Annotated in this window: 23 protein-coding genes and 1 riboswitch; of the genes, 11 read left to right on the forward strand and 12 right to left on the reverse strand. The window is 68.4% G+C overall.

Going from position 1 to position 21,151, the window contains the following annotated elements; genetic code table 11:
• Positions 1-125 precede the first annotated feature (125 nt).
• Both E5A74_RS15805 and E5A74_RS15810 read left to right on the forward strand, forming a co-directional pair.
• Positions 126-848 (forward strand): response regulator, encoded by a 723-nt coding sequence (locus E5A74_RS15805; protein ID WP_135986591.1) that lies wholly within the window; start codon positions 126-128, stop codon positions 846-848.
• Positions 845-2,176: a sensor histidine kinase gene (locus tag E5A74_RS15810; RefSeq protein WP_135986592.1), complete on the forward strand. Its 1,332-nt coding sequence runs from the start codon at positions 845-847 to the stop codon at positions 2,174-2,176. Before E5A74_RS15805 ends, E5A74_RS15810 begins: the two co-directional genes overlap by 4 nt.
• On the opposite strand, the gene E5A74_RS15815 is transcribed toward E5A74_RS15810, so the two are convergent.
• Positions 2,173-3,444, reverse strand: coding sequence for an endo-1,4-beta-xylanase (locus tag E5A74_RS15815; protein WP_240699845.1), 1,272 nt, complete (start codon positions 3,442-3,444; stop codon positions 2,173-2,175). The two genes, E5A74_RS15810 and E5A74_RS15815, sit on opposite strands and share 4 nt — an antisense overlap.
• 144 nt (positions 3,445-3,588) lie before the next feature.
• Between E5A74_RS15815 and E5A74_RS15820 the strand changes: the two genes are divergently transcribed.
• The 5 genes from E5A74_RS15820 to E5A74_RS15840 all read left to right on the forward strand — a co-directional run bounded on the left by E5A74_RS15820 (position 3,589) and on the right by E5A74_RS15840 (position 8,723).
• Entirely contained in the window at positions 3,589-4,704 is a 1,116-nt protein-coding gene (locus E5A74_RS15820; protein WP_135986593.1) for a Gfo/Idh/MocA family protein, read from the forward strand.
• Positions 4,704-6,047, forward strand: a complete 1,344-nt coding sequence (locus E5A74_RS15825) for a GntP family permease (protein ID WP_135986718.1) — start codon at positions 4,704-4,706, stop codon at positions 6,045-6,047. Before E5A74_RS15820 ends, E5A74_RS15825 begins: the two co-directional genes overlap by 1 nt.
• Before the next feature lie 8 nt (positions 6,048-6,055).
• Complete coding sequence (locus tag E5A74_RS15830) at positions 6,056-7,072, forward strand: SMP-30/gluconolactonase/LRE family protein (RefSeq protein WP_135986594.1); 1,017 nt, start codon at positions 6,056-6,058, stop codon at positions 7,070-7,072.
• A gap of 176 nt (positions 7,073-7,248) precedes the next feature.
• The gene (locus E5A74_RS15835) at positions 7,249-7,995 is read left to right on the forward strand and encodes an NUDIX hydrolase (protein ID WP_135986595.1); all 747 of its coding nucleotides are present in this window, start codon (positions 7,249-7,251) and stop codon (positions 7,993-7,995) included.
• The gene (locus E5A74_RS15840) at positions 7,992-8,723 is read left to right on the forward strand and encodes an extensin-like domain-containing protein (RefSeq protein ID WP_135986596.1); all 732 of its coding nucleotides are present in this window, start codon (positions 7,992-7,994) and stop codon (positions 8,721-8,723) included. The genes E5A74_RS15835 and E5A74_RS15840 overlap by 4 nt, the downstream gene beginning before the upstream one ends.
• An 18-nt stretch (positions 8,724-8,741) precedes the next feature.
• Here the strand turns inward: E5A74_RS15840 and E5A74_RS15845 are convergent, their stop codons facing one another.
• Complete coding sequence (locus E5A74_RS15845) at positions 8,742-9,293, reverse strand: hypothetical protein (RefSeq protein WP_135986597.1); 552 nt, start codon at positions 9,291-9,293, stop codon at positions 8,742-8,744.
• A 421-nt stretch (positions 9,294-9,714) separates the two neighbouring features.
• On the opposite strand from E5A74_RS15845, the gene E5A74_RS15850 reads away from it, so the two are divergent.
• Positions 9,715-10,290, forward strand: coding sequence for a CHAP domain-containing protein (locus tag E5A74_RS15850; RefSeq protein ID WP_135986598.1), 576 nt, complete (start codon positions 9,715-9,717; stop codon positions 10,288-10,290).
• A gap of 9 nt (positions 10,291-10,299) precedes the next feature.
• Here E5A74_RS15850 and msrB read toward each other — a convergent pair whose 3' ends face one another.
• From msrB to E5A74_RS15875, 5 genes are all read right to left on the reverse strand, one after another.
• The gene (msrB, locus tag E5A74_RS15855; protein WP_135986599.1) at positions 10,300-10,782 is read right to left on the reverse strand and encodes a peptide-methionine (R)-S-oxide reductase MsrB; all 483 of its coding nucleotides are present in this window, start codon (positions 10,780-10,782) and stop codon (positions 10,300-10,302) included.
• A gap of 37 nt (positions 10,783-10,819) precedes the next feature.
• On the reverse strand, positions 10,820-11,362 hold the full coding sequence (locus tag E5A74_RS15860) for a manganese efflux pump MntP (protein ID WP_240699846.1): 543 nt from the start codon (positions 11,360-11,362) through the stop codon (positions 10,820-10,822).
• 54 nt (positions 11,363-11,416) lie between these two features.
• Positions 11,417-11,566, reverse strand: a riboswitch (yybP-ykoY riboswitch).
• A gap of 44 nt (positions 11,567-11,610) precedes the next feature.
• Positions 11,611-12,846, reverse strand: coding sequence for a cytochrome P450 (locus tag E5A74_RS15865; protein WP_135986601.1), 1,236 nt, complete (start codon positions 12,844-12,846; stop codon positions 11,611-11,613).
• Between the two features lie 32 nt (positions 12,847-12,878).
• A complete protein-coding gene (locus E5A74_RS15870; RefSeq protein ID WP_135986602.1) occupies positions 12,879-14,132 on the reverse strand; it encodes an ABC transporter permease in 1,254 nt (417 codons plus the stop codon).
• On the reverse strand, positions 14,129-15,061 hold the full coding sequence (locus tag E5A74_RS15875; RefSeq protein ID WP_135986603.1) for an ABC transporter ATP-binding protein: 933 nt from the start codon (positions 15,059-15,061) through the stop codon (positions 14,129-14,131). The genes E5A74_RS15870 and E5A74_RS15875 overlap by 4 nt, the downstream gene beginning before the upstream one ends.
• Positions 15,062-15,211: 150 nt before the next feature.
• Between E5A74_RS15875 and queG the strand changes: the two genes are divergently transcribed.
• A complete protein-coding gene (queG, locus tag E5A74_RS15880) occupies positions 15,212-16,300 on the forward strand; it encodes a tRNA epoxyqueuosine(34) reductase QueG (RefSeq protein ID WP_166745632.1) in 1,089 nt (362 codons plus the stop codon).
• A gap of 33 nt (positions 16,301-16,333) precedes the next feature.
• Here queG and E5A74_RS15885 read toward each other — a convergent pair whose 3' ends face one another.
• Both E5A74_RS15885 and E5A74_RS15890 read right to left on the reverse strand, forming a co-directional pair.
• Positions 16,334-16,720: a hypothetical protein gene (locus E5A74_RS15885; RefSeq protein ID WP_135986605.1), complete on the reverse strand. Its 387-nt coding sequence runs from the start codon at positions 16,718-16,720 to the stop codon at positions 16,334-16,336.
• Positions 16,717-17,409 (reverse strand): EI24 domain-containing protein, encoded by a 693-nt coding sequence (locus E5A74_RS15890; protein WP_135986606.1) that lies wholly within the window; start codon positions 17,407-17,409, stop codon positions 16,717-16,719. Before E5A74_RS15890 ends, E5A74_RS15885 begins: the two co-directional genes overlap by 4 nt.
• Before the next feature lie 56 nt (positions 17,410-17,465).
• Between E5A74_RS15890 and E5A74_RS15895 the strand changes: the two genes are divergently transcribed.
• Positions 17,466-18,476, forward strand: a complete 1,011-nt coding sequence (locus E5A74_RS15895) for an adenosine kinase (RefSeq protein WP_135986607.1) — start codon at positions 17,466-17,468, stop codon at positions 18,474-18,476.
• Between the two features lie 134 nt (positions 18,477-18,610).
• On the forward strand, positions 18,611-19,834 hold the full coding sequence (locus tag E5A74_RS15900) for an HD-GYP domain-containing protein (protein ID WP_135986608.1): 1,224 nt from the start codon (positions 18,611-18,613) through the stop codon (positions 19,832-19,834).
• On the opposite strand, the gene E5A74_RS15905 is transcribed toward E5A74_RS15900, so the two are convergent.
• From E5A74_RS15905 to E5A74_RS15915, 3 genes are all read right to left on the reverse strand, one after another.
• Positions 19,746-20,063 carry a hypothetical protein gene (locus E5A74_RS15905; protein WP_135986609.1) on the reverse strand — a complete coding sequence of 106 codons (318 nt, stop codon included), beginning with the start codon at positions 20,061-20,063 and terminating at the stop codon, positions 19,746-19,748. The two genes, E5A74_RS15900 and E5A74_RS15905, sit on opposite strands and share 89 nt — an antisense overlap.
• Entirely contained in the window at positions 20,056-20,313 is a 258-nt protein-coding gene (locus tag E5A74_RS15910) for a hypothetical protein (protein ID WP_135986610.1), read from the reverse strand. The genes E5A74_RS15905 and E5A74_RS15910 overlap by 8 nt, the downstream gene beginning before the upstream one ends.
• Before the next feature lie 378 nt (positions 20,314-20,691).
• Positions 20,692-21,111, reverse strand: coding sequence for a MarR family winged helix-turn-helix transcriptional regulator (locus E5A74_RS15915; RefSeq protein WP_240699847.1), 420 nt, complete (start codon positions 21,109-21,111; stop codon positions 20,692-20,694).
• Positions 21,112-21,151 lie beyond the last annotated feature (40 nt).

Consider the following 21,151-nt stretch of genomic DNA (forward strand, 5'->3'; position numbering starts at 1 on the left):
AAGATGATGACGGGCTCCGCCAGCGATGGCGGGGCCCGTTGCCGGTGCGCCATGCCGCTGCTGCATTTGGCCCCAAAGAAAAATTAGGGCAGCAATTCAGACACATTTCCTGTATCAGGACCTCCATGTACGCTGCATCGCAACCCCAGACCGATTCCGCCACGCTCCTCGTCGTCGACGACGATCGCGATATTCGCCACCTGCTCGCCAACAGCCTCGGCGCGCGCGGGTTCAAGGTCGAGACCGCCGCAGACACGCGCGGCATGGACGAAGTGCTGTCGCGCACCGCGGTCGATTGCGTGATCCTCGACGTGATGATGCCCGGCGAGGACGGTCTTTCCGCCTGCCGCCGACTCGCGCGTAGCGACGGGCCCGAAGTCATCCTGCTCAGCGCGCTCGGCGAGGAGCAGGATCGGATCCTCGGACTCGAGGTCGGCGCCAGCCATTATCTGCCCAAGCCATGCAGCCCGCGCGAGATCCTCGCCACGGTGCGCGCCGCGCTGCGCAAGCGCGGCAGCCATGTCGCGCCCGCGAGCGAGGTCTACGCGTTCGACGGATGGCGCATCGATCTCGGCAGCCACGAGCTGTTCGATCCCGAGGGCGTGCTGGTCGGGCTCACCGATGGCGAGTTCGCGGTGCTGCGCGTGTTCATCGAGCGTCCGCGGCGCGTGCTCTCGCGCGAGGCGCTGCTCCAGGCCGCCCGCGGCCCCGACAGCGACGCCTATGATCGCGCGATCGACGTCCAGGTCAGCCGTCTGCGTCGCAAGCTGCGCGCCGGCGGCGACGAGATCATCCGCACCGTGCGCAACGAAGGCTATCTGTTCGTGCCCCGAGTCGTTCGCGCATGAAGGCAATCAGGGGCGCGGCGCGTTCGCCGCTGTTCCTGCGCATCTTCCTGCTCATGCTGGTCTGCGTCGCGGTGGTCCAGCTGATGAACCTCACGCTGCTCGTCGCGGTCCAGACGCCCTCGGCCAAGCTCTACACCATCGGCCAGATCGCCCATGCGATGGAGCAGGGCCGCGATCCCATGGGCGATCTCGCGGTCGAGCGAGTCGCGGCGGTGCGCCCGGCCGGGTGGAATCCGCGCGGGGAGCGGATCGAGGCGGCGCTCGCCACCGCGCTCGGCACCTCGGCCGATGCGGTGCGGGTCAGCTTTCCGCCGCCCTTCCTCCAGCGCGAGCGCGTCTTCCAGCGCTCGGCGGTGCCGCGGCCGCCGGCGATCACGCCGGCGGTGGCGCGCGACGTCATCGTCATCGGCGATTTCTCGGCGGCGTGGCGCCAGCCCGATGGGCGATGGCTGCGCGTCGAGCCGATTGCCGGGTTCGAGCCTTGGCGCTGGTTCGTGCTGCTCTGGCTGATCATCTCGGCGATCGCGGTGGCGCCCTTCGCCTGGGCGCTGGCGCATCGCTTCGCCAAGCCGATCCGCGCCTTCGCCGGCGCCGCCGAGCGGCTCGGCCGCGATCCGCGCGCGCCGCCGCTCGAGCTCGAGGGGCCGGCCGAGATCGCCGAGGCGGCGGCCGCGTTCAACACGATGCAGGCCCGGCTCAATCGCTATGTCGATGATCGCACCACGGTGATCAGCGCCGTCGCGCATGATCTGCGCACGCCGCTGATGCGGCTGGCGCTGCGGCTCGAGGCGGCCCCCGATTCGCTCCGCCAGGCATGCGAAGGCGATATCCGCGACATGCAGGGGCTGGTCTCGACCGCGCTCGCCTATGTCCGCGAGACCAACCAGAAGCCGGTGCGGCGGCCGCTCGACCTGCGCTCGCTCACCGAGACGGTGGTCGACGATCTCGCCGATCGCGGCGAGGCGGTGACCTTCGCGCCGGGCGATCCGGTGGTGTTCGACGGCAATCCCGCGGCGATCAAGGCGCTCGTCACCAATCTGATCACCAACGCCGTCAAATATGCCGGCAGCGCCGATCTGTCGCTCGAGCGGATCGACGGGCACGCGGTGCTCGAGGTGCGCGACCGTGGCCCCGGGATCCCGCCCGAGGACCTCGAGCATGTCTTCGAGCCCTTTTTCCGCGGCGAACGCTCGCGCAATCGCGATACCGGGGGCGTCGGGCTCGGGCTGCCGAGCGCCCGCGCGGTGGCGCGCGCGCATGGCGGCGATGTCGAGCTCGCCAATCGTGCCGGCGGCGGGCTGGTCGCGACGGTGAGCCTGCCGGTCTAGGGTCCGTACTCGCTACCCGCAATGATCCCGGCCGTTGTGGCTAGCGAGTACGGACCCTGGCGCGCCGATGCCGCGGCGATCGCGGCGTGGATGGCATTCTGCATCGGCTTGGGCTGGAGCGCCGCGTCATAGGGGCAGGCGCGGCGCAGCTGGCCGTCGGCGCGCGGCTCGAAGCTCTGCAGCCAGCTATATTTGTCGCTCATCCCCCAGACGAGCACGTCGCGGAGCTGCGGATAGCCCAGCATCAGGTCGAGATAGCCGCGCGCATACTCGGCCACGGCCTGGTCGCGCGTCGCGACGTCCGCCGGCAGGCCGGTGTCGCGCACGTCGAGCTCGCTGATCACCAATTTGTAGCCGAGACCGGTCACCTCATCGAGGAACGCGCGCCATGCCGGGCTCTGGTTCGCCACCAGCGTCGCGATCGGAGTGGCCGAATAGATGCCGATATGGCTCTGGATGCCGAGCGCGTCGACCGGCACGCCGCGGTCGCGAAACCCGCGCAGCAGCGCGAGCACGCCCGCGCGGTGCGTCGCGCCGCCCTCCCAGCCCATATAGTCGTTGTAGACGAGCTGCGCGCCCGGCGCCTCGGCGCGCGCGGTGCGGAAAGCGAGGTCGAGCGTCGCCTGCGCACCGCCCAGCGCCTGGCTGAGCGCGGTCTCGTAGAGAGCGCCGCTCGCCGGATCGACGGCCTCGTTGACCACGTCGTAGCTCGTGATCCGCGCGCCATAGCGGCGGCACACCGTCTGGATATGCTCGGTCAGGATGCGCGTCGCCTCGGCGGTGCCGGCGCCATAGTCGTGGCTCTCGGCCCAGCCGGGCATCCAGCGCCGCTGGTGCCAGAGCAGAGTGTGCCCGCGCATCGCCATGCCCTTGGCCTCGGCATAGGCGAGGATCGCGTCGAACCGGGTGAAGTCGAAGCGCGCCGCGTCCGGCCGGATCGACTGCCATTTGAGCTCGTTCTCGGGAACGAGGATCGCGCAATCGTGCTCGAGCAGCGCGGCATAGGCCGGATTGGCGAACGATCCCGCATCGGCGCCCGCCGCCGCCCACGCCACCGCCGATCCGAAGCGGATGCCTTTGGTGGCGGCCGCGCCCCGGATGTCGGCGGCGCTCACCGGCGGCGGCGTTGGCGTAGGCGTGGGCGTGGGTGCCGGGCTCTGCGGCGGGGTCACGATCGAGCCGCCACCGTCGCCACCCCCGCTGCATGCGCCGGTGGCGAGCGCCAGCATCAGGCCCAGGCTCTCGCGGCGGCTGAGACGGTCTGCCAAACTTCCTCTCCCGATATACGACTACGAGAGTCTTTCGCCCCCCTCGACCGGCATGATAGCGCTAACGCCTGCGCGGCGGCAGGGCGATTCCCACACGAGACGTGGGCGAACGATCGGGCTAGCCTTGCGTGAGAGGAGAGGATGATGGGGAACAGGCAAAGCCGCCGCGAGGTGCTGACCGGTTCGGGCGTCGCGCTGCTGGCGGCGACGCTGCCGGCGTGTGGCTGGGCGCAGGAGCCGCCGAAGCGCAAGCTCGGCTATGCGATCGTCGGGCTCGGCAGTTACGCGACACGCCAGATCATGCCGCGGCTCAAGGATTGCGAGTTCGCGAAGCTCGCCGCTTTGGTCAGCGGCACGCCCGAGAAGCTCGAGCGCTACGGCGCCGAATATGGCATCCCGAAAACCCATCGCTACAGCTACGCCAATTACGACAGCATCCGCGACAATCCCGATATCGACCTCGTCTATGTCGTGCTGCCCAATTCGATGCATGCCGAATATTCGATCCGCGCCAGCCAGGCGGGCAAGCATGTGCTGTGCGAGAAGCCGATGGCCGTCTCCGCGGCCGAATGCGAGGTGATGATCGCCGCGGCGAAAAAGGCCGGCAAGAAGCTGATGATCGGCTATCGCTGCCATTTCGAGCCGTACAATCTGCGCGGCATCGAGCTGGTGAAGAGCGGCTTTGTCGGCCGCCCCCGAGTGATCACTTCCGAACACGGCTTCAATGCCCAGCCCAATCAGTGGCGGCTCGATCGCCCGCTGTCGGGCGGCGGCTCGATGATGGACATCGGTATCTACAGCCTCAATGCCGCGCGCTATCTCGCGGGCGAAGAGCCGATCGAAGTCAGCGCGATGGAATCGACCGACCGCAAGGATCCGCGCTTCCGCAATGTCGAGGACCAGATCGACTGGCAGATGCGCTTCCCGTCCGGCGCGCTGGCCAGCTGCGTGTCGAGCTACAGCTCGAATCACAATGCCTGGCGGGTGGTCGGCACCGATGGCTGGGTCGGGATGGAGCCCGCCACCGGCTATGACGGCCATCAGATGTGGACGCGCAAGGGCGGCAAGACCGAGCAGGTCACGCTGCCGGCTCCGCCCAAAAACCAGTTCGTGGCGCAGCTCGATCACCTCGCGGAATGCGCCATGAACGGCCGCGAGCCGATCGTCTCGGGCGAGGAGGGCTTGCGCGACATGCGGCTGATCGAGGCGATTTATCGCTCCGCGCGCGAAGGCAAGGCAGTGCGGATGACCGCCGCGTGATGGTCGAACCCTGGCACACGCTGGCGATCGTCGCCGCGAGCATCGCCGCCGTCATCGTCCTCGTGCTCCGCTTCAAGCTGCAGCCCTTTCTCGTGCTGCTCTTGGTCGCTCTGGTCACGGGTCTCGCCTTTGGCGGTGAGCCCCAGTCGGTGATCGCCGCGATCCGCAAGGGCACCGGCGAGGCGCTCGGCTTCGTCGCGGTGGTGATCGGCCTCGGCGCGGTGCTCGGCGGGCTGCTCGAGGCAAGCGGCGGCGTCAATGCGATCGCGCACCGCCTGCTCGACTGGTTCGGCGAGAAGCGCGTCCCCTGGGCGCTCACCGCAGTCGGTATCGTCGTCGGCGTGCCGCTGTTCTTCGACGTCGCCTTCATCATCCTCGCACCCTTGCTCGCCACCCTGGCGATCCGCGCCGAGCGTCGCGTGACCTATTTCGCGCTGCCGTTGCTCGCGGGTCTGATGACGATGCACGCGCTGCTCCCGCCGCATCCGGGGCCGGTCGCGGTCGCCGAGCTGATCCACACCGATTACGGGCTGCTCGCCTTTTACGGGCTGATCTGCGGCATTCCTTCGGCGCTGCTCGCCGGGCCGATCTTCGCCAAGGCCTTCCACGGCGCACCCGGCTTCGGCGATCAGGCGCCGCCGCCGATGCTCGACGAAGGCGCGCCGCAGACGAGGCCGATCGGCTTCCTTCCCGCCTTGCTCGCGATGCTCTTCCCGCTCGCGCTGATCCTGATCGCCGCGGTGGCGGGGCAGGCGATGGCGGCGGGGCCGGCGAAGACCTTCCTGCTCTTCCTCGGCCACCCCTTCACCGCGCTGATGCTCGCTGCCTTGTCGGTCACCTTCTGGCTGCGGGTGCGCGAAGGCGCGTCCTGGCCGGTGTTGTCGAGCATCATGACCCGCGCGCTCGAACCCGCCGGCCTGATGGTGCTGATCATCGGCGCGGGCGCGGCCTATAAGGAAGTGCTCATCGAATCGGGCGCGGGCCAGCAGATCACCGCTTTGGTCACCGCCGCGCAGGTCTCGGTGCCGGTCTTCGCCTTCCTGCTCGCCGCGTTCGTCCGCATCGCACAGGGTTCGGCCACCGTCGCGATGGTCACCGCCGCGGGGCTTGCCGGGCCGCTGATCACCGCGGCGGGGCTCAGCCCCAGCCGGATCGCATTGGTCACCATCGCGATCGGCGGCGGCGCGACGATCGCATCCCATGTCAACGACACCGGCTTCTGGCTGGTGAAGCAATATCTCGGCCTCACCGAAGCCCAGACCTTTCGCAGCTGGACGATCGGCGCCACCATTGCCGGCCTCACCAGCTTCGGCATAGCACTGTTGATCTGGCCGTTCGTATAGGGAGCAGCATGACTCACGCGATCACCCGCCGCGCCGCGCTCGCCGGCATGGCAGCCCTTCCCCTCGTTCCCACGCTCGCCCGGGCCGAGACCGTCGGCGGCATCACCCGCTTCGATCCCGCGCTCGACGCGGTAGTCGACGTCGGCACGCCGATCGAGGTGCTCGGCACCGGCTTCAAATGGGCCGAAGGCCCGGTCTGGGTGAAGAAGGGCGGCTTCCTGCTCTTCTCCGACGTCCCCGCCAACATCGCCCATCGCTGGAAGCAGGGCGCGCCGATCGCGCCGTTCCTCGATCCGTCGGGGCTGGTCGGGCCGATCCCGGCCGGGATTCGCGAGGCGGGATCGAACGGCATGGCGGTCGACGCCGCCGGCCGGCTGATCATCGCCGATTCGGGCACCCGCGCGATCACCGCGGTCGATCTCGCGACGCGGCGGCGGACGATCCTCGCCGATCGCTATCAGGGCAAGCGCTTCAACAGCTGCAACGACGTGGTCGTCGGCAAGGGTGGGGCGCTCTATTTCACCGATCCGCCTTATGGCCTCGCCGAGGGCGACGCCTCGCCGCTCAAGGAGCTTCCTTTCAACGGCGTGTTCCTGCGCACCGCCGACGGCACGATCCGGGTGATCGACGATACGCTCAAGCGCCCCAACGGCATCGGCCTCTGCCCGAAAAAGACCACGCTCTACGTCGCGATGTCGGACGAGGCACGGCCGCACATCCTCGCCTATCCGCTCGACGACGCCGGCATGCCGCGCGCCAAGCCCACGGTCTTCCACGATTTCAGCGAGCCCCTGTCGCGCAAGCTCCCCGGCCTCCCCGATGGGCTCAAGGTCGACAAGGCCGGCCGCCTCTTCGCCAGCGGCCCGGGCGGCATCTACGTCCTCTCGCCCGAAGGCAAGGCGCTCGGCCTGATCGCCACCGGCAAGGCGGCCGCCAATTGCGCGTTCGGCGAGGACGGCAAGACGCTGTTCGTCACCTCGAGCGACATGCTCGTCCGCGTCCGGCTGAAGACCCCGGGCTGGTAATTTTCCAAATCCTCCCTCGCGAAGCGGGGGAGGTGGCGCCGAAGGCGACGGAGGGGGCCTCTCCACGAGCGACCCGCGTGCGGAAATGCCCCCTCCGTCACGCTGCGCATGCCACCTCCCCCGCTGACGCGAGGGAGGAGCTTTCATTGGCATCGCGCCGCCCCTAGATCGGGTCCATGTCCGAACCCGAGGCCATTCCCGCGGCGACCGTGATCGTGATGCGCGAGGCCGCCGATGGCCCGCCCGAATTGCTGATGGTCGAGCGCGCGCGGGCGATGTCGTTCGCGGGCGGCGCGTTGGTCTTTCCCGGCGGCCGGGTCGATCCCGGCGATCATGCGCTGGCGGCGACGCTGCAAGGCGATCCCGAGGATCTCGCCGCGCGGATCGCCGCGGTGCGCGAGACGCTCGAAGAGGCGGGGGTGGCGGTCGGCGTGACGCTGCCCGCCGATGCGATCCCGGACCTCCGCGCCAGGCTCTATGCCGGTGAGGCGATGGCCGCGCTGCTCGACGAAGCGGGCGGCGCGCTGGCGCTGGAAGCGCTGCACCCCTTCGCACGCTGGCTGCCCGCCGGTGTGCATCACAAGGTGTTCGACACGCGCTTCTATCTCGCTCGCGCGCCGCACGATGCCGAGCCGGTGGTCGACGGCAACGAGAATGTCCGGGTGTTCTGGGCCTCGGCGCGCGCGGTGCTCGATTCGGCCGATCGCGGCGAGGTGACGATCATCTTCCCGACCCGCCGCAACCTCGAGCGGCTCGCCTTGTTCGCCGGCTTCGCCGATGCCGTGTCCGACGCCCGCGCGCATCCGGTGCGCACGATCACGCCGTGGATCGAGACGCGCGACGACGGCCAGCATCTCTGCATCCCCGACGATCTTGGCTATCCGGTCACTTCGGAGCCGCTCGCGCGGGCGATCCGCGCATGAGAACGCTCCGCCAGGCGCTCCTCGCCATCATCGTCTTCGCAGTGCTGCTGCTGATCTTCTTCGTGATCTACGCAGCGGTGCGCAATCGGCCGCAGGACCTGCCCTGGACCCGGCTCGATCTCGGCCAGCCGATCGGCGCCTTCACCGGGCGCAAGCTCGCCGGGCTCACCGACAATTTCGCCGAATGCCGCGCGCTGCTCCAGCAGGCCGGGGTGCGCTACACGATGCTGCCGACGGTCAAATCGGGCGAGAAATGCGGCTATGCCGACGGGCTGCGCTTCGCCCCCGGCGGCACCCAGCAGATCGAGTTCAGCCCCGGCCGGCTCGGCGTGTCGTGCCCGGTCGCGGCGGGGCTGGCGATGTGGGAGTGGAACATCCTCCAGCCCGCCGCGCAGAAACATTTCGGCGCCAGGGTCGAGCGGATCGAGCATCTCGGCAGCTATTCGTGCCGCCGCCTCTACGGCCGCAGCGCCGGCGACTGGAGCGAGCACGCCACCGCCGACGCGATCGACGTGGCCGGCTTCCGGCTGTCGGACGGGACGCACGTCACGGTGCTGGGCGATTGGGCGGGCGGGGGGCCGAAAGCGGCGTTCCTGCGCGAGGTGCGCACCGGGGCGTGCAAGCTGTTCTCGACGGTGCTGTCGCCCGATTACAACGCGGCGCACCGCGATCATCTGCACCTCGATCAGGCCGGGCGCGGGGAGATGGGGTGGCGGGCCTGCCGGTGAGACAGGCCCGCGCGAAGCTCAGTGCGGCAGCGCCGCGGCGTCGACCTTTTCCACCCATTGCGGGAAGAAGGCCGGCTGGCGGGCCGACCAGCCCGAGGCGGTCGCCGCCGCTTCGCTGATCGACTGGAGCAGCTTGCGCCGCAGATCGGGATGCAGATGCGGCAGCGCCGCCGCCGCGCAGAAGGCGGCGGGCAGCCACGGCCGCACCTCGGCGCCGATCAGCCGCTCGTAGAGGAAGCGATAGGCCGAGAAGCTGGTCAGCCGGCCCTGGCCGAGATCGAACGCCGAGACGGTGATCAGCGGCGCCATGAACGGCTCGATCGAATCGAAGTCGCTGTCGTCGGGCATCAGCGCGCGCAGCTCGGGGATGCGCTCGTACATGCGGGCCTGGGCGCGGATGCTCGCCGCCTCGACCACGTCGCGCGACCAGCGCTCGAGCGCGTCCTCGCGCTCCAGCCCGATGTCGAGCGCGCGGCGGACATAGCGCTGCGTCGATGCGCTGAACCCCGCGAATTCCTTCATCTCGGCCAGCGTCATCGCGCCCTCGGCCGGCTTCATTCTCGATGCCATCACCTTGACTCCCACCCCACTCAATCCCCGACGGAGATCATGCGGCAGAATGGTTAACGCGCCGCTTAATCAGCCGTTGGCTCCCGTTCATTATAGGAATCCAAAAGGTGTTGCGGCGCAACAATGCTGCGATGAATCGAATCTTCCCTTGTGGAAAACTTCAGCGCTGATGCGTCTGCGCAACAATGCAGGGCGCCCGCGGGTCCCAGCCCCCCGATTCAGCGCGGCCGGCTTCGGATTTTAACAAAGCGTAAACCTTTGGCGCGCCGCAAAAGCGCTGTTTTCCGAGCTTTTTGCCCTTGTTCCATCAACCCATCGGCTCGTCGCAACGGTTCGTCGGATCGACCGGTCGCAGGGCTGTACCCCCGTCCTATGTTGAGGTTAGCAACTCTCAACCGATTGATTCCTGACCGGGGGGTCCATGAAGTTTCGTGTATTCGCAGCGCGTTTCGCGCTGATGGCGGTCTGCGCCCTGATGACTGCGGTGCCCGCGCAAGCGAAGAGCGCCTATCTGCAGTGCGCGCCCTATGCCCGTCAGATCTCGGCGGTGAAGATCCATGGCGACGCCTGGACCTGGTGGAACCAGGCCGCCGGCCGCTATCAGCGCGGCGAGACCCCGAAGGTCGGCGCGGTGATGTCGTTCAAGAAGACCGCCCGCAACCCGTTCGGCCATGTCGCGATGGTCTCGCAGATCGTCAGCGATCGCGAGGTCCTGCTCACCCATGCCAATTGGTCGCGCCGCGGCGGCATCGAGCACGATGTCCGCGCGATCGACGTGTCGGCGGCGGGCGACTGGAGCGAGGTTCGCGTGTGGTTCGCCCCGATCGGCGGCCTCGGTACCTCGAGCTATCCGGTCAACGGCTTCATCTATGCCGATGGCGCGCCCGAGGAAGATATGCTCCCCGCGCTGCAGATCGCGAAGAAGACCGACAAGGTGCTGGTCGCCTCGCTCGATCTCGACCTCAGCGACCTGCGGGTGCAGCCGCTCGCCAACTAAGCCTCGACGCTAGGCCTTCGGCGTGAACTTCAGCGCCACGCCGTTCATGCAATAGCGCTTGCCGGTGGGCCGCGGCCCGTCGTCGAAGACATGGCCGAGATGACCGCCGCAACGCCGGCACAGCACTTCGGTGCGCGCCATCCCCAGCGAACGATCGCTCTTGGTCACCACCGCATCGGGCAGCGGCTGCCAGAAGCTCGGCCAGCCGGTACCGCTGTCGAACTTGGTCGACGACGCGAACAGCGGCAGCGCACATCCCGCGCAGGCGAAGGTTCCCGCGCGATGCTCGCGGTTGAGCGGGCTCGTCCCCGGAAACTCGGTCGCGCCCTGGCGCAATGTGCGATAGGCGGCCGGGTTCAACCGCTTCTTCCATTCGGCATCGCTCAGCGTGAACGGAAAGCGTTGCGCTGCCTCGGCCGGGGCGCCGCCACAGGCGGCGGTGACGGCGCTGAGCGCGGCGACGGTGAGGAGCGTGCGGCGATCGGTCTGCATCTCCGCTAGGTGGGGGGCGTGCCGCGCGCCTGCAATATCACGCGATCGCGGTCAGATGCTCATAGAGGATCACCAGGCCGATCGCGATCAGCACGGTGCCGCCGACGATCTCGACGGCGCGCCCCAGCCGCGCCCCGGCCATGCGCCCCACGCTGAGCCCGATCGTCGTCATCACGAAGGTAGCGAAGCCGATCGCTGCCGCGATCAACAGGATGTTCTCGCCGATCAGCGCGAGCGAGATCCCCACCGCGGCGGCATCGATGCTCGTCCCGATCGCGGTTGCGACGAGCGCCAGCCCGGCGCGCCATCCGATCGTCGCGATGCCGGGCGCGTCCTCTTCCTCCTCGCGGCGCAACGCTTCCCAGATCATCCGCCCGCCGACCACGCCGAGCAGGAGGAAGGCGATCCAGTGATCCACTGCGCCGACGAAGCTCGACGTCACCAGCCCGACGGCAAAGCCCAGCAATGGCGTGATCGCCTCGACCACGCCGAATACCAGGGCGCCCTTCACTGCGCCGGCGAAATTGGGTCGCGTCGCGGCGCCGCGCGCGATCGACGCGGCAAAGGCGTCCGCGGACATGCTGAGCGAAAGGGCGACGATACCGAAAGGAGACATTGCGAACCTTCACCGGGCGAGCGACAGCGTCATCGATCCCGGCCGGTTGCGGGTTCGATGCACGCTGGTCTCGCAAGGCGAACTAGGTCGCTGATCGCGCCATGCGCCGGGGCGCAAGTGTGTTGACGCGATCTCGGCCTCAGGGCCGAAAGCTACTCCCCAACAAGGGCGCGTCTAGCATCCGTGAGTTTTCCCGCAAGCGCGAAAGGCGCTCAATAGAGGCTGAGCTCCACCGGCATCTTCTTGTAGCCATGGACGAAGCACGCCGCGACGCGCTCGGGCTCGCGCAGCACGTTCACCCGCAGCCGCCGCCTGGCCATTTCCTCGAGCAATATGCCGATCTGCAGCTCGGCCAGCCGCGCGCCGACGCAGCGATGGATGCCGTGCCCGAACGCCAGATGCCGCCGGGCATTCTCGCGATCGACGATGATCCTGTCGGCATCGGGGAAGATGCTCTCGTCGCGATTGGCCGAGAGATACCAGAGCGCCAGCTTGTCGCCCGCCCTGATCTGCTGGCCCTCCAGCTCGCTGTCCTGCGTCGCGGTCCGGCGCATGTGCGCGAGCGGCGTCTGCCAGCGGATGATCTCCTGCACGGCATTGGGGATCAGCCCGGGATCTGCCTCGAGCTTGGCGCGCTCGTCGGGGAATTGCTCGAGCCCCCAGGCATAGGCGCTCATCGAGTTGCGCGTGGTGTCGTTGCCGCCGACGATCAGCAGGATCAGATTCCCGAGGAACTCCATCTGGTCCATGTGGCTCATCGCGTCCGAATGGATCATCATCGAGATCAGGTCGGGGGTCGGCGCCTTGCCGATCTTGCCCTGCCACAGATTGCCGAAATAGGCGGCGCATTCGAACAGGATGTTGCGGCGCTCCTCCTTGCGCACCGGATCCTTGGCGATCTCGATGTCGCCCGCCCAGTCGGACCAATAGGTCAGCAGCCGCCGCTCCTCCCATGGGAAGTCGAACAGGATCGCGAGCATCTGCGTGGTCAGCTCGATCGAGACGGTGTCGACCCAGTCGAATTCCTTCCCCACCGGCAGCGAATCGAGGATCTCGGCGCTGCGGGCGCGGATATTGTCGTTCATCCGCACCATCTCGGAAGGGGTGAACGCCGGCGCCACCGTGCGCCGCTGGCCGGTATGCTTGGGCCGGTCCATCGCGATGAACATCGGCATCTTGATGTCGCCTTCCTTCAGGTCGGCGATGGTGATGCCCCCGGCTTCGGACGAATAGAGATCGGGCAGCGATTCGACCTGGACGATCGGCTTGTATGCCGAGACCGACCAATAGGGGCCGAACGCGCTGTTCTCGCAGCGATAGACCGGGGCCTTTTCACGCAGCTCGCGGAATGGCGCCTGCCACACATCGTCGCGATAGAGTTCGGGCCGGCTCACATCGAACGGATCGATGGTGCTTTCGGGAACCGGGTCGGTCGCCAGCGTCGCCATAGTGCCTCTCCTGCTTTGCGGAGAGGAGAACCCTAACTGACAGCTGTGTCAATAGCGTGACGTTCAGCCGGCCGCTCGGATGGGCGCTTGCTTCGCTTGGGACTGCCCGACTTGAGCACCCCGCGGCGGAACAGCCGCGCCGCCACCGTCACGGTGATCGCCACCCACAAGGCCTGCCAGGCGAGCGCCAGCGCATGCGGCCACAGCTCGGGCGCGTTCGCCGCGCGCGCGGCCATCGCCAGCGGCGAGCTGAATGGGAAGATTTCGGCGGCGAGCGTCAGCCAGCTGCCGGGATGGCCCGCCGCGAACGAGGCCCAGCCGAGCATCGCAAACTGGAAGATCGTGATCGGCAGCGACAGCATCTGGATCTCGCGCTGCGATCCCATTTGCGAGCCGAGCCCGAGATAGACGGCGCTCTGCAGCAGATAGGCCGTGGCGAAATAGAGGACGAACAGCGGCGCGAATGCCGGCCCCACCGCCGCGCTGAGCGATCCGATCGCGTTGCCCAGATCCCCGGAGACGAACTTGGGCAATTGCGCGAACAGCGTGCCCCAGAAGATGATGAAGATCAGCGCCGATCCGAAGGTGCCGAGCAGCTTGCCGAAGAACACGCTCTCGAGCGGCACCGCCGCGGCGAGCACTTCGATCACCTTGTTCGAACGCTCCTCGGCCATCGCGCCCACCGCCTGGCCCGAGAGCATCAGCGTGAGGAAGAAGATGCCGAGCGCGGCGAAATAGGCGGCCTGGCCGCGTCCGCTCGCGCTGGCGTCGCCGGCGGCGATCACTTCGATGTCGGGCGCGGCGGCGGGGATCGCTACCCCGGCCTTTTCGGCGCGATGGGCCTGCCGCGCCACCGCGGCGAGGAAATTCGCCTCGGGGGCGGTGCCCGGCGCGCGCAGGACATGCGGCTTGTCGAGCGGCCCATAGAGCACCGCGACGGCCTCGGTTTGGTCGCCGCCGAACAGCGCCCGAGCCTGAGTCTCGACATCGCCGCGCGGCGTCTCGATCACCAGCGGCGGGCGCGGCTGCGTGAACAGCTTGCGCAGCTCGCCATCGGCCGCCTTGATCGCGCCGGCATGTTCGGGCGGTACGATCGCGATCATCCGCTGGCGGTCCTCGCCGCCCTGCATCGCGCTGGTCGCGCTGATGCTGCCGACCGCGCCAAAGCCGATCATCAGCAACGGGCTCAGCAGGAAGAGCAGGAAAGTGGGAGTCATCACCATCGCCTTGAGGTCGCGACGGGCGATGGTGAGCGCCTGGCGCATGCCCTTGGTGAACCGGCTCATGCCGCCTGCTCCAGCGCTTCGGCGCCGACGATCTTGACGAACGCGTCGTGCAGCCCGGGCCGCTCGATCGACAGCCCCGAAATGCCATAGCCCGCGTCGATCAGCCGGACGAGCAGCGATTCGATGCCCTCGGGCGGCACGGTGAAGCGCCAGCTGCCATTCTCGCGCTCGGCGTCGGCGGGGAGCAGCGCGCCGGCGGTGTCGGCATGATGATGCGGGGTGTAGTGCGCCTTGAGCGGCAGCAGCGATCGCGCCTCGTTCACCGTGCCCTCGAACTTCACCACGCCGCCGGCGATGATCGACAGCCGGTCGCACAGCCGCTCGGCATGCGCCATGACGTGCGTCGAGAACAGGATCGTCGCGCCGCGGTCGCGCTCGGCGCGAATCAGCTTCTCGAGCCGCTCCTGATTGACCGGATCGAGCCCGGAGAAAGGCTCGTCGAGCACCAGCAATTCGGGTTCGTGGACCACCGAGCCGAGCAGCTGGACGAGCTGCGCCATGCCCTTGGAGAGCTTGCGGATCTTGTCGTCAGCGGCATGGCCGAGCCCGGCCGCCTCGAGCAATTCGCCCGCGCGCTTGCGTCCGGTGCTCCACGGCAGCCCGCGCAGCGCGCCCATGAAGGCGATCGCCTCGCGGCACTTCATGTTGGGATAGAGCCCGCGCTCCTCGGGCAGATAGCCCACCTGGTCGCTGGCGTCGCGCGGCGCGTCATGGCCGAGCAGCATCCGCTCGCCCTCGTCGGGCTCGATGATGCCCAGCAGCATCCGCAGCGTCGTGGTCTTGCCCGCGCCGTTCGGTCCCAGCACGCCGTAGATCAGCCCCTTGGGGACCGCGATGCCGACACCGTCCACTGCGCGCCGATCGCCGAAGCGCTTGACGAGCCCCTTGGCGCTCACGGCCAAATTGCTGCTCAAATTGGTGCCCTCCATCGCCCGTCGGCTGTGCCGAAGCGGTACCAGCCCGCTCCCCCACCCGGCCTCCCACAAGATGCTGCCGATGGGAGGCCGGGTGGGGGAGCGGGCTGGTACCGCCAAGTTCAGCGTGCTGAACTTCTCACGGGAACGTGGTAGCGGGTCCGCGTGCGCGAAGACAAGCCATTGGAAGAGTTGATCAAGCAGAAGGCGGCCGAGATCGGCTTCGCCGATTGCGGGGTCGCGCGCGCCGATGCCGCCCCGGCTGCGGGCGCGCGGCTGCGCGAGTGGCTGGCCGAAGGTGCCCACGGCTCGATGATCTGGATGGAGGAGCGCGCGAATCACCGCGAGAGCCCCGCCGGGCTCTGGCCCGAGGTGCGCAGCGTGATCGCGCTCGGCATGAGCTATGCGCCGGGCGTCGATCCGATGGCGCTGGCCGGGGCGGGGGAGACCGGGCGCATCTCGGTCTATGCCCAAGGCGCCGATTATCACGATCTGATCAAGCGCAAGCTCAAGGAACTCGCGCGCTGGCTGGTCGGCGCGGCGCCCGGCGCCGACGTCAAGGTCTTCGTCGACACCGCGCCGGTGATGGAGAAGCCCCTGTCCGAAGCCGCGGGGCTCGGCTGGCAGGGCAAGCACACCAATCTGGTCAGCCGGACGCATGGCAGCTGGCTGTTCCTCGGCGCGATCTACACCACGCTAGATCTCGCTCCGGACGGCCCCGGGCGGAGCACCTGCGGCAGCTGTGACGCCTGTCAGACCGCGTGCCCTACCGACGCCTTCCCTGCGCCCTATCGGCTCGATGCGCGGCGCTGCATCTCCTATCTGACGATCGAGCACAAAGGCCCGATCCCGCACGAGCTCCGCGAAGCGATCGGCAACCACATCTATGGCTGCGACGATTGCCTTTCGGTGTGCCCGTGGAACAAGTTCGCCGCCGCCGCGCAGGCCAATCTCGCTTTCGCCCCCCGCGCCGAGCTCACCGCGCCCGCGCTCGCCGATCTGCTCGCGCTCGACGATGCGGACTTCCGCGAGGTGTTCGCCGGCTCGCCGATCAAGCGGATCGGACGCAATCGGATGGTGCGCAATTGCCTGATCGCCGCGGGCAACAGCGGCAGCGCCGCGCTGGCCGCGCCGGTGCGCGCGCTGCTCGACGATCCCGACGAAGTGGTCCGCGAGGCGGCCGGGTGGGCGCTGGAACGAATCGGTGCTCCTGCGAAAGCAGGAGCCCAGGGTGAGGAAGCGACGGGCATGTGACCCCGGGCGCCTGCTTTCGCAGGAGCCCCCGGCCTACCGCCCTGCCGGCGATCGTGCCGCTAGCGCGGCGAGGCAGCTCGCCTGGTCGATCGGCCCGCCGTCGCGCTGGCGCGTGTCGAGCCAGGTCACCACCGGCTCGCCGCGGCCATTGCCCGCCGGATAGAGATAGGTGTCGAGCACGCAGATCGGTCCCGCGAACTGGAGCTTGCGCGCCGGGCCCTCGGTCGCGTCGAGCGCGGGCTGGCCGAACTGGGCGATCAGCCGCGGCGCGGTCTGCCCTTTGACCGCGACCACGCTCGCAGGCGCGCTCGTCGGCGCGGCGGCGGGGACGGGGACATAGGCGGCGGGGCGCGCCTCGGGGATCATCTCGCCCCCGCAGCCGCCCAGCGCCACCGCGCCCGCCAGAATCCAGAATCTCATGCGCCTCTCCCGCGATGGAATGTGTGCGTCGCCATCGCCGCGCCGAGCACCGGCGCCGCGAGGTTGAGCATGGGGACGAGGAACAGCCCGGTGCCGATCGCGCCGAGCGCGAAGCGGTTCCAGCGCGTGCCCCGCCGCCATGCGCCGAGCGCTCCATAGGGGATGTGCCGCGCCGCGACCATATCGCCGAGATCGCGCCCGAGCAGCCACGCATTGACCGCGAAGAACAGCAATGCGGTCCCCACTCCGGTGATCAGCAGCATCAGATAGATCGGCGAGAGCAGCAGGTTGATCACGATCGTCCGCGCCGCCGAGCCGACGCCCATCGCCAGCGCGCGTCCGAACGGCACGGCGCGCGCCGCGGCGTGCGCCTGCGGATAATGCCTCGCCTCGACCGCGGCGACGATTTCGTCGGCGAAGATCCCGACCACCGCCACCGCCACCGCGCGGAACAGCAGCCACCAGGCGAGGACGAACAGCAACAGGGTGGCGACGTCGGCGAAGACGTTGCTCTCGTCGCTGAGCCCCGCCCATTCGCCCGCGACGTCGCCCAGCGCGTCGAGCGCGAACCACATGCCGACCCCCAGCAAAACGAAGATCACCAGCGTCAGCAGCAAGGATTTGACGAACACGCGCAGCACCGGCCGGTCGAACAGCTGGCCGAGCGACAGAAGGAATGCATGTATCATTGCGCTATTCCTTGCCCGCCACTAGGGCGTCCGCGCAACCCTGTCGGAGCCCAAACTTGACCAGCCCCACCTATGACGTCGTCGCCATCGGCAACGCGATCGTCGACATTCTCGCCCAGGCCGAGGACAGCTTCATCGAGGAGATCGGCGTCGCCAAGGGCTCGATGCAGCTGATGTTCTCGCCCGAGGAAGCCGATGCGCTCTACGGCAAGATGGGTCCGGGCCGCGAGATCTCGGGCGGCTCCGCGGCGAACACCGTCGCCGGCATCGCCGCGCTCGGCGGCAAGACCGCGTTCATCGGCCAGGTCGCCGACGATCAGCTCGGCACGGTGTTCGCGCACGACATCCGCGCCGCCGGCGTCGATTTCGCCACCGCGGTCCGTCCGGGCCAGCCGACCACCGCGCGCTGCCTGATCTTCGTCACCCCCGACGGCCAGCGCACGATGAACACCTTTCTCGGCGCCTCGCAGTTCCTGCCCGCCGCGGCGCTCGACGAGACGCTGATCGCCAATGGCGCGATTCTCTATCTCGAAGGCTATCTCTGGGATCCCGAAGAGCCGCGTGCGGCGATGCGCAAGGCGATCGAGATCGCCCGCGCCCATGGCCGCAAGGTCGCCTTCACGCTCTCCGACGTGTTCTGCATCTCGCGCCACGGCGACGATTTCCGCCAGCTGATCGCCGACGGGCTGATCGACATCCTCTTCGCCAACGAGAGCGAGCTGCTCGCCTTGTGCGCGCACGAGGATTTCGAATCGGCGGTGGCGTACATTCACGGCAAGGTGCCGCTGCTCGTCGTCACGCGCAGCGAGAAGGGCGCGATGGCGCTGCAGGGCACCGAGCGCGTCGAGGTGCCCGCCGAGCCGATCGCGAAGCTGGTCGACACCACCGGCGCCGGCGACATGTTCGCCGCGGGCTTCCTGTTCGGCCAGGCGCAGGGCCGCGGCCTGCGCGAGTCGCTCCGTCTCGGCGCGATCTGCGCGGCCGAGATCATCCAGCATTATGGCGCGCGCGCCGAGGCCGATCTCAAGAAGCTGGCGGCCGAATCGGTGTCGCGCGAGACGCTCTGAACCCTCGGGTTCGTTTCGCGTTTACAACGACTTTCTACGCATTTTTCCGATATTTGGGACGAGCATCTTAAGCTCTGCGAAACTTCGCATAGGTTAAGTTGGCCAAACGGCTATCTCTTCCCAAGGGCAGGAAGTTGCTTCGAAAGATCGCGCCCGGCCAAGCCAGGATGGGCATGTACATCCATGGATTCGAAGGCTCGTGGTTCAGCCACCCCTTCTGGCGCACGCGATTCCTGCTCGAGCGCCCCGAGGATCTCGAAGCGCTGCTGGCCAGCGACGTCGCCGGGGTGCTGATCGATGTCGAGCGCGGCGTCGGTCCGCTGCCGCAGGCGCCGCACGCCGGCGTGACGCCCGCCCGCAAGCCGCCCGTCGCGGCGCCGGTCGCGCTGACGCCGGTCGACACCGCGAAGACCGATCGCGAGCACGCCAAAAAGACGATCGCCCGCTCGAAGCGCGCGGTGAAGGGCGTGTTCGACGGCGCGCGCCTCGGCCAGCCGGTGAACGCCGAGGCGGTGGTCTCGGTCGTCGAGGACATCTCCTCGGCGGTCGATCGCAATCCCGCGATGTTCATCGACATGGCCCGGCTCAAGTCGAAGGACGAATATACCTATCTCCATTCGGTCTCGGTCTGCGCGCTGATGGTCAATCTCGCGCGGCAGCTCGGGCTCGACGATCCCACGGTGCGGTCGATGGGGCTCGCCGGCTTGCTCCACGATGTCGGCAAGATGGCGGTGCCCGACGAAGTCCTCAACAAGCCCGGCCGGCTCGACGACGACGAGTTCGCGCTGATCCGCGCGCATCCCGAACAAGGCCACGCGATGCTCGAAAAGGGCGAGGGGGTCACGCAGGAAGTGCTCGATGTCAGCCTGCTCCACCACGAGAAGGTCGATGGCAGCGGCTATCCCTATGGCTTCAAGGGCGATGCGATCAGCCTCGCCGCGCGGATGGGCGCGATCTGCGACGTCTATGACGCGCTGACCTCGGACCGCGCCTATAAGGAAGGCTGGTCGCCGCTCCGCGCCGCGACCGAGATGCACGGCTGGGAAGGCCATTTCGACCGCGAGTTGCTGTTCAAATTCTTCCGTAGCGTCGGCATCGTGCCCCCCGGGCTGCTCGTGCGGATGCGCTCGAACCGGCTCGGCATCACCCTGCCCGACGGGGCGAAGGAGAGCCGCAGCAAGGTCCGCATCTTCCATTGCGCGCTCGAGCGCACGCCGCTCACGCTCGAGGATATCTTCCTGTGCGGCTCGGGCGGCAGCGATCAGATCGTTAGCGAGGAAGATCCCGCGCGTTGGGGCTTCCCGGACTGGCAGGCATTGTCGGAGAAGCTGACCGCCGGACGCGCCGCGCGGGCCTAACCCCGTCGCGCTGGCCGACCAGCGTCGCCCGGGTCAGCGCGCAGAGCGTGCGCAGCGCCGCGAAACGCCCGCTTTCCCCCGTCGCCACCCGCGCCGCGAGATATTCGCGCCAGATCCGGCCCGCGGCCGAATGGAATTCGCGGCGATCGGGCGCGCGCCCTTCGCCCATGCAGGCGAGGATCACCGGATAGCGCCACGTCGCGCCCTGCGGCAGGCCGTCGTCAGCCATGGTGCACCGATCCGCGCCTGCCCTCGATCCAGAGCGGAATGGCGAACAGCAGCGTGAAGATCACCGCCATGTCGACGAACGGCATGCCGGGAAGCACGAAGGCGAGCGGGATCAGCAGCAGCGTGAACGGGCCCGCCCAGCCCGGATGGCCGATCAGCCGGAAGCTCCACCACAGCAGCCCGCAGAGCAGCAGCGCCGCCGCGAGCGAGCCGAGAATGAGCCCCACTGATTCGAGAATCGCACCCGCCATCCGCACGGCCTCCTTCGCTGGAAGGGCGCCCCGGCGGTCATCGCCTTGCGGCGCTCGGCGCATTTATATCGTAATACGATATAAAGTGCAAGGCATGGCCTAGGGTCCGTACTCAATACCCACAACGGTCCGGATCGCCCGGAGACGTGCGCTGGCAAGGAAGCTCGCGCAGCGCGGGCTGGCGGCCCGGGCAAGCGGGCTGACGCAGTCCAGCGTGCGTCTCCGGGCGACCGCGCAGCGGCGGGTCGCTTTTGGCGCACAGCCACGTCACGAGCCAAGTCCTTGGGGTCGCGATGACACCGCATCGCTCCCTCCTCGTTCCTCCCCGTGCGCCAAAATCGGCTCCGTCACGACCATTGCGGGTATTGAGTACGGACCCTAGTCGAGCCGGGTGAGCAGCGCCGTGAACATCGGGCGCAGGCGCCGCAGCTCTTCCTGATGCGTCGCGGAAAGGCGCGCGAGCAGCGCGCGCGAAAGCGGCGTCAGCGCGATCAGCGCCTGGCGCCGGTCCTGCGCCGCGGTCACCCGTGTTACCAGCCCCAGCGCGCGCAGCCGGTCGACCAGCCCCGAGGCGCTGTGCGGCTTGATCACCAGACGCTCGGCGATGAATCCGATCGTCACTTGCGCGTCCGGTGCGCCGCGAATCGCGAGCAGCGCCTGGTGCTGCTGCGGAGTCAGCCCGTGCTCCGCGGCATGTTCCTCGCTGAACAGCAGGAAGCAGCGCAGCGCGTGGCGAAAGTCCGAAAGCGCGGCGTAGTCGACTGCAAGACTGGCATCCTCGGCCATCAAAGTCCTCATTGATTATATCGTGATACGATATAATGGGCGTGCCTCCCAA

Source organism: Sphingomonas naasensis, from assembly GCF_004792695.1.
Classification (GTDB): domain Bacteria; phylum Pseudomonadota; class Alphaproteobacteria; order Sphingomonadales; family Sphingomonadaceae; genus Sphingomonas; species Sphingomonas naasensis.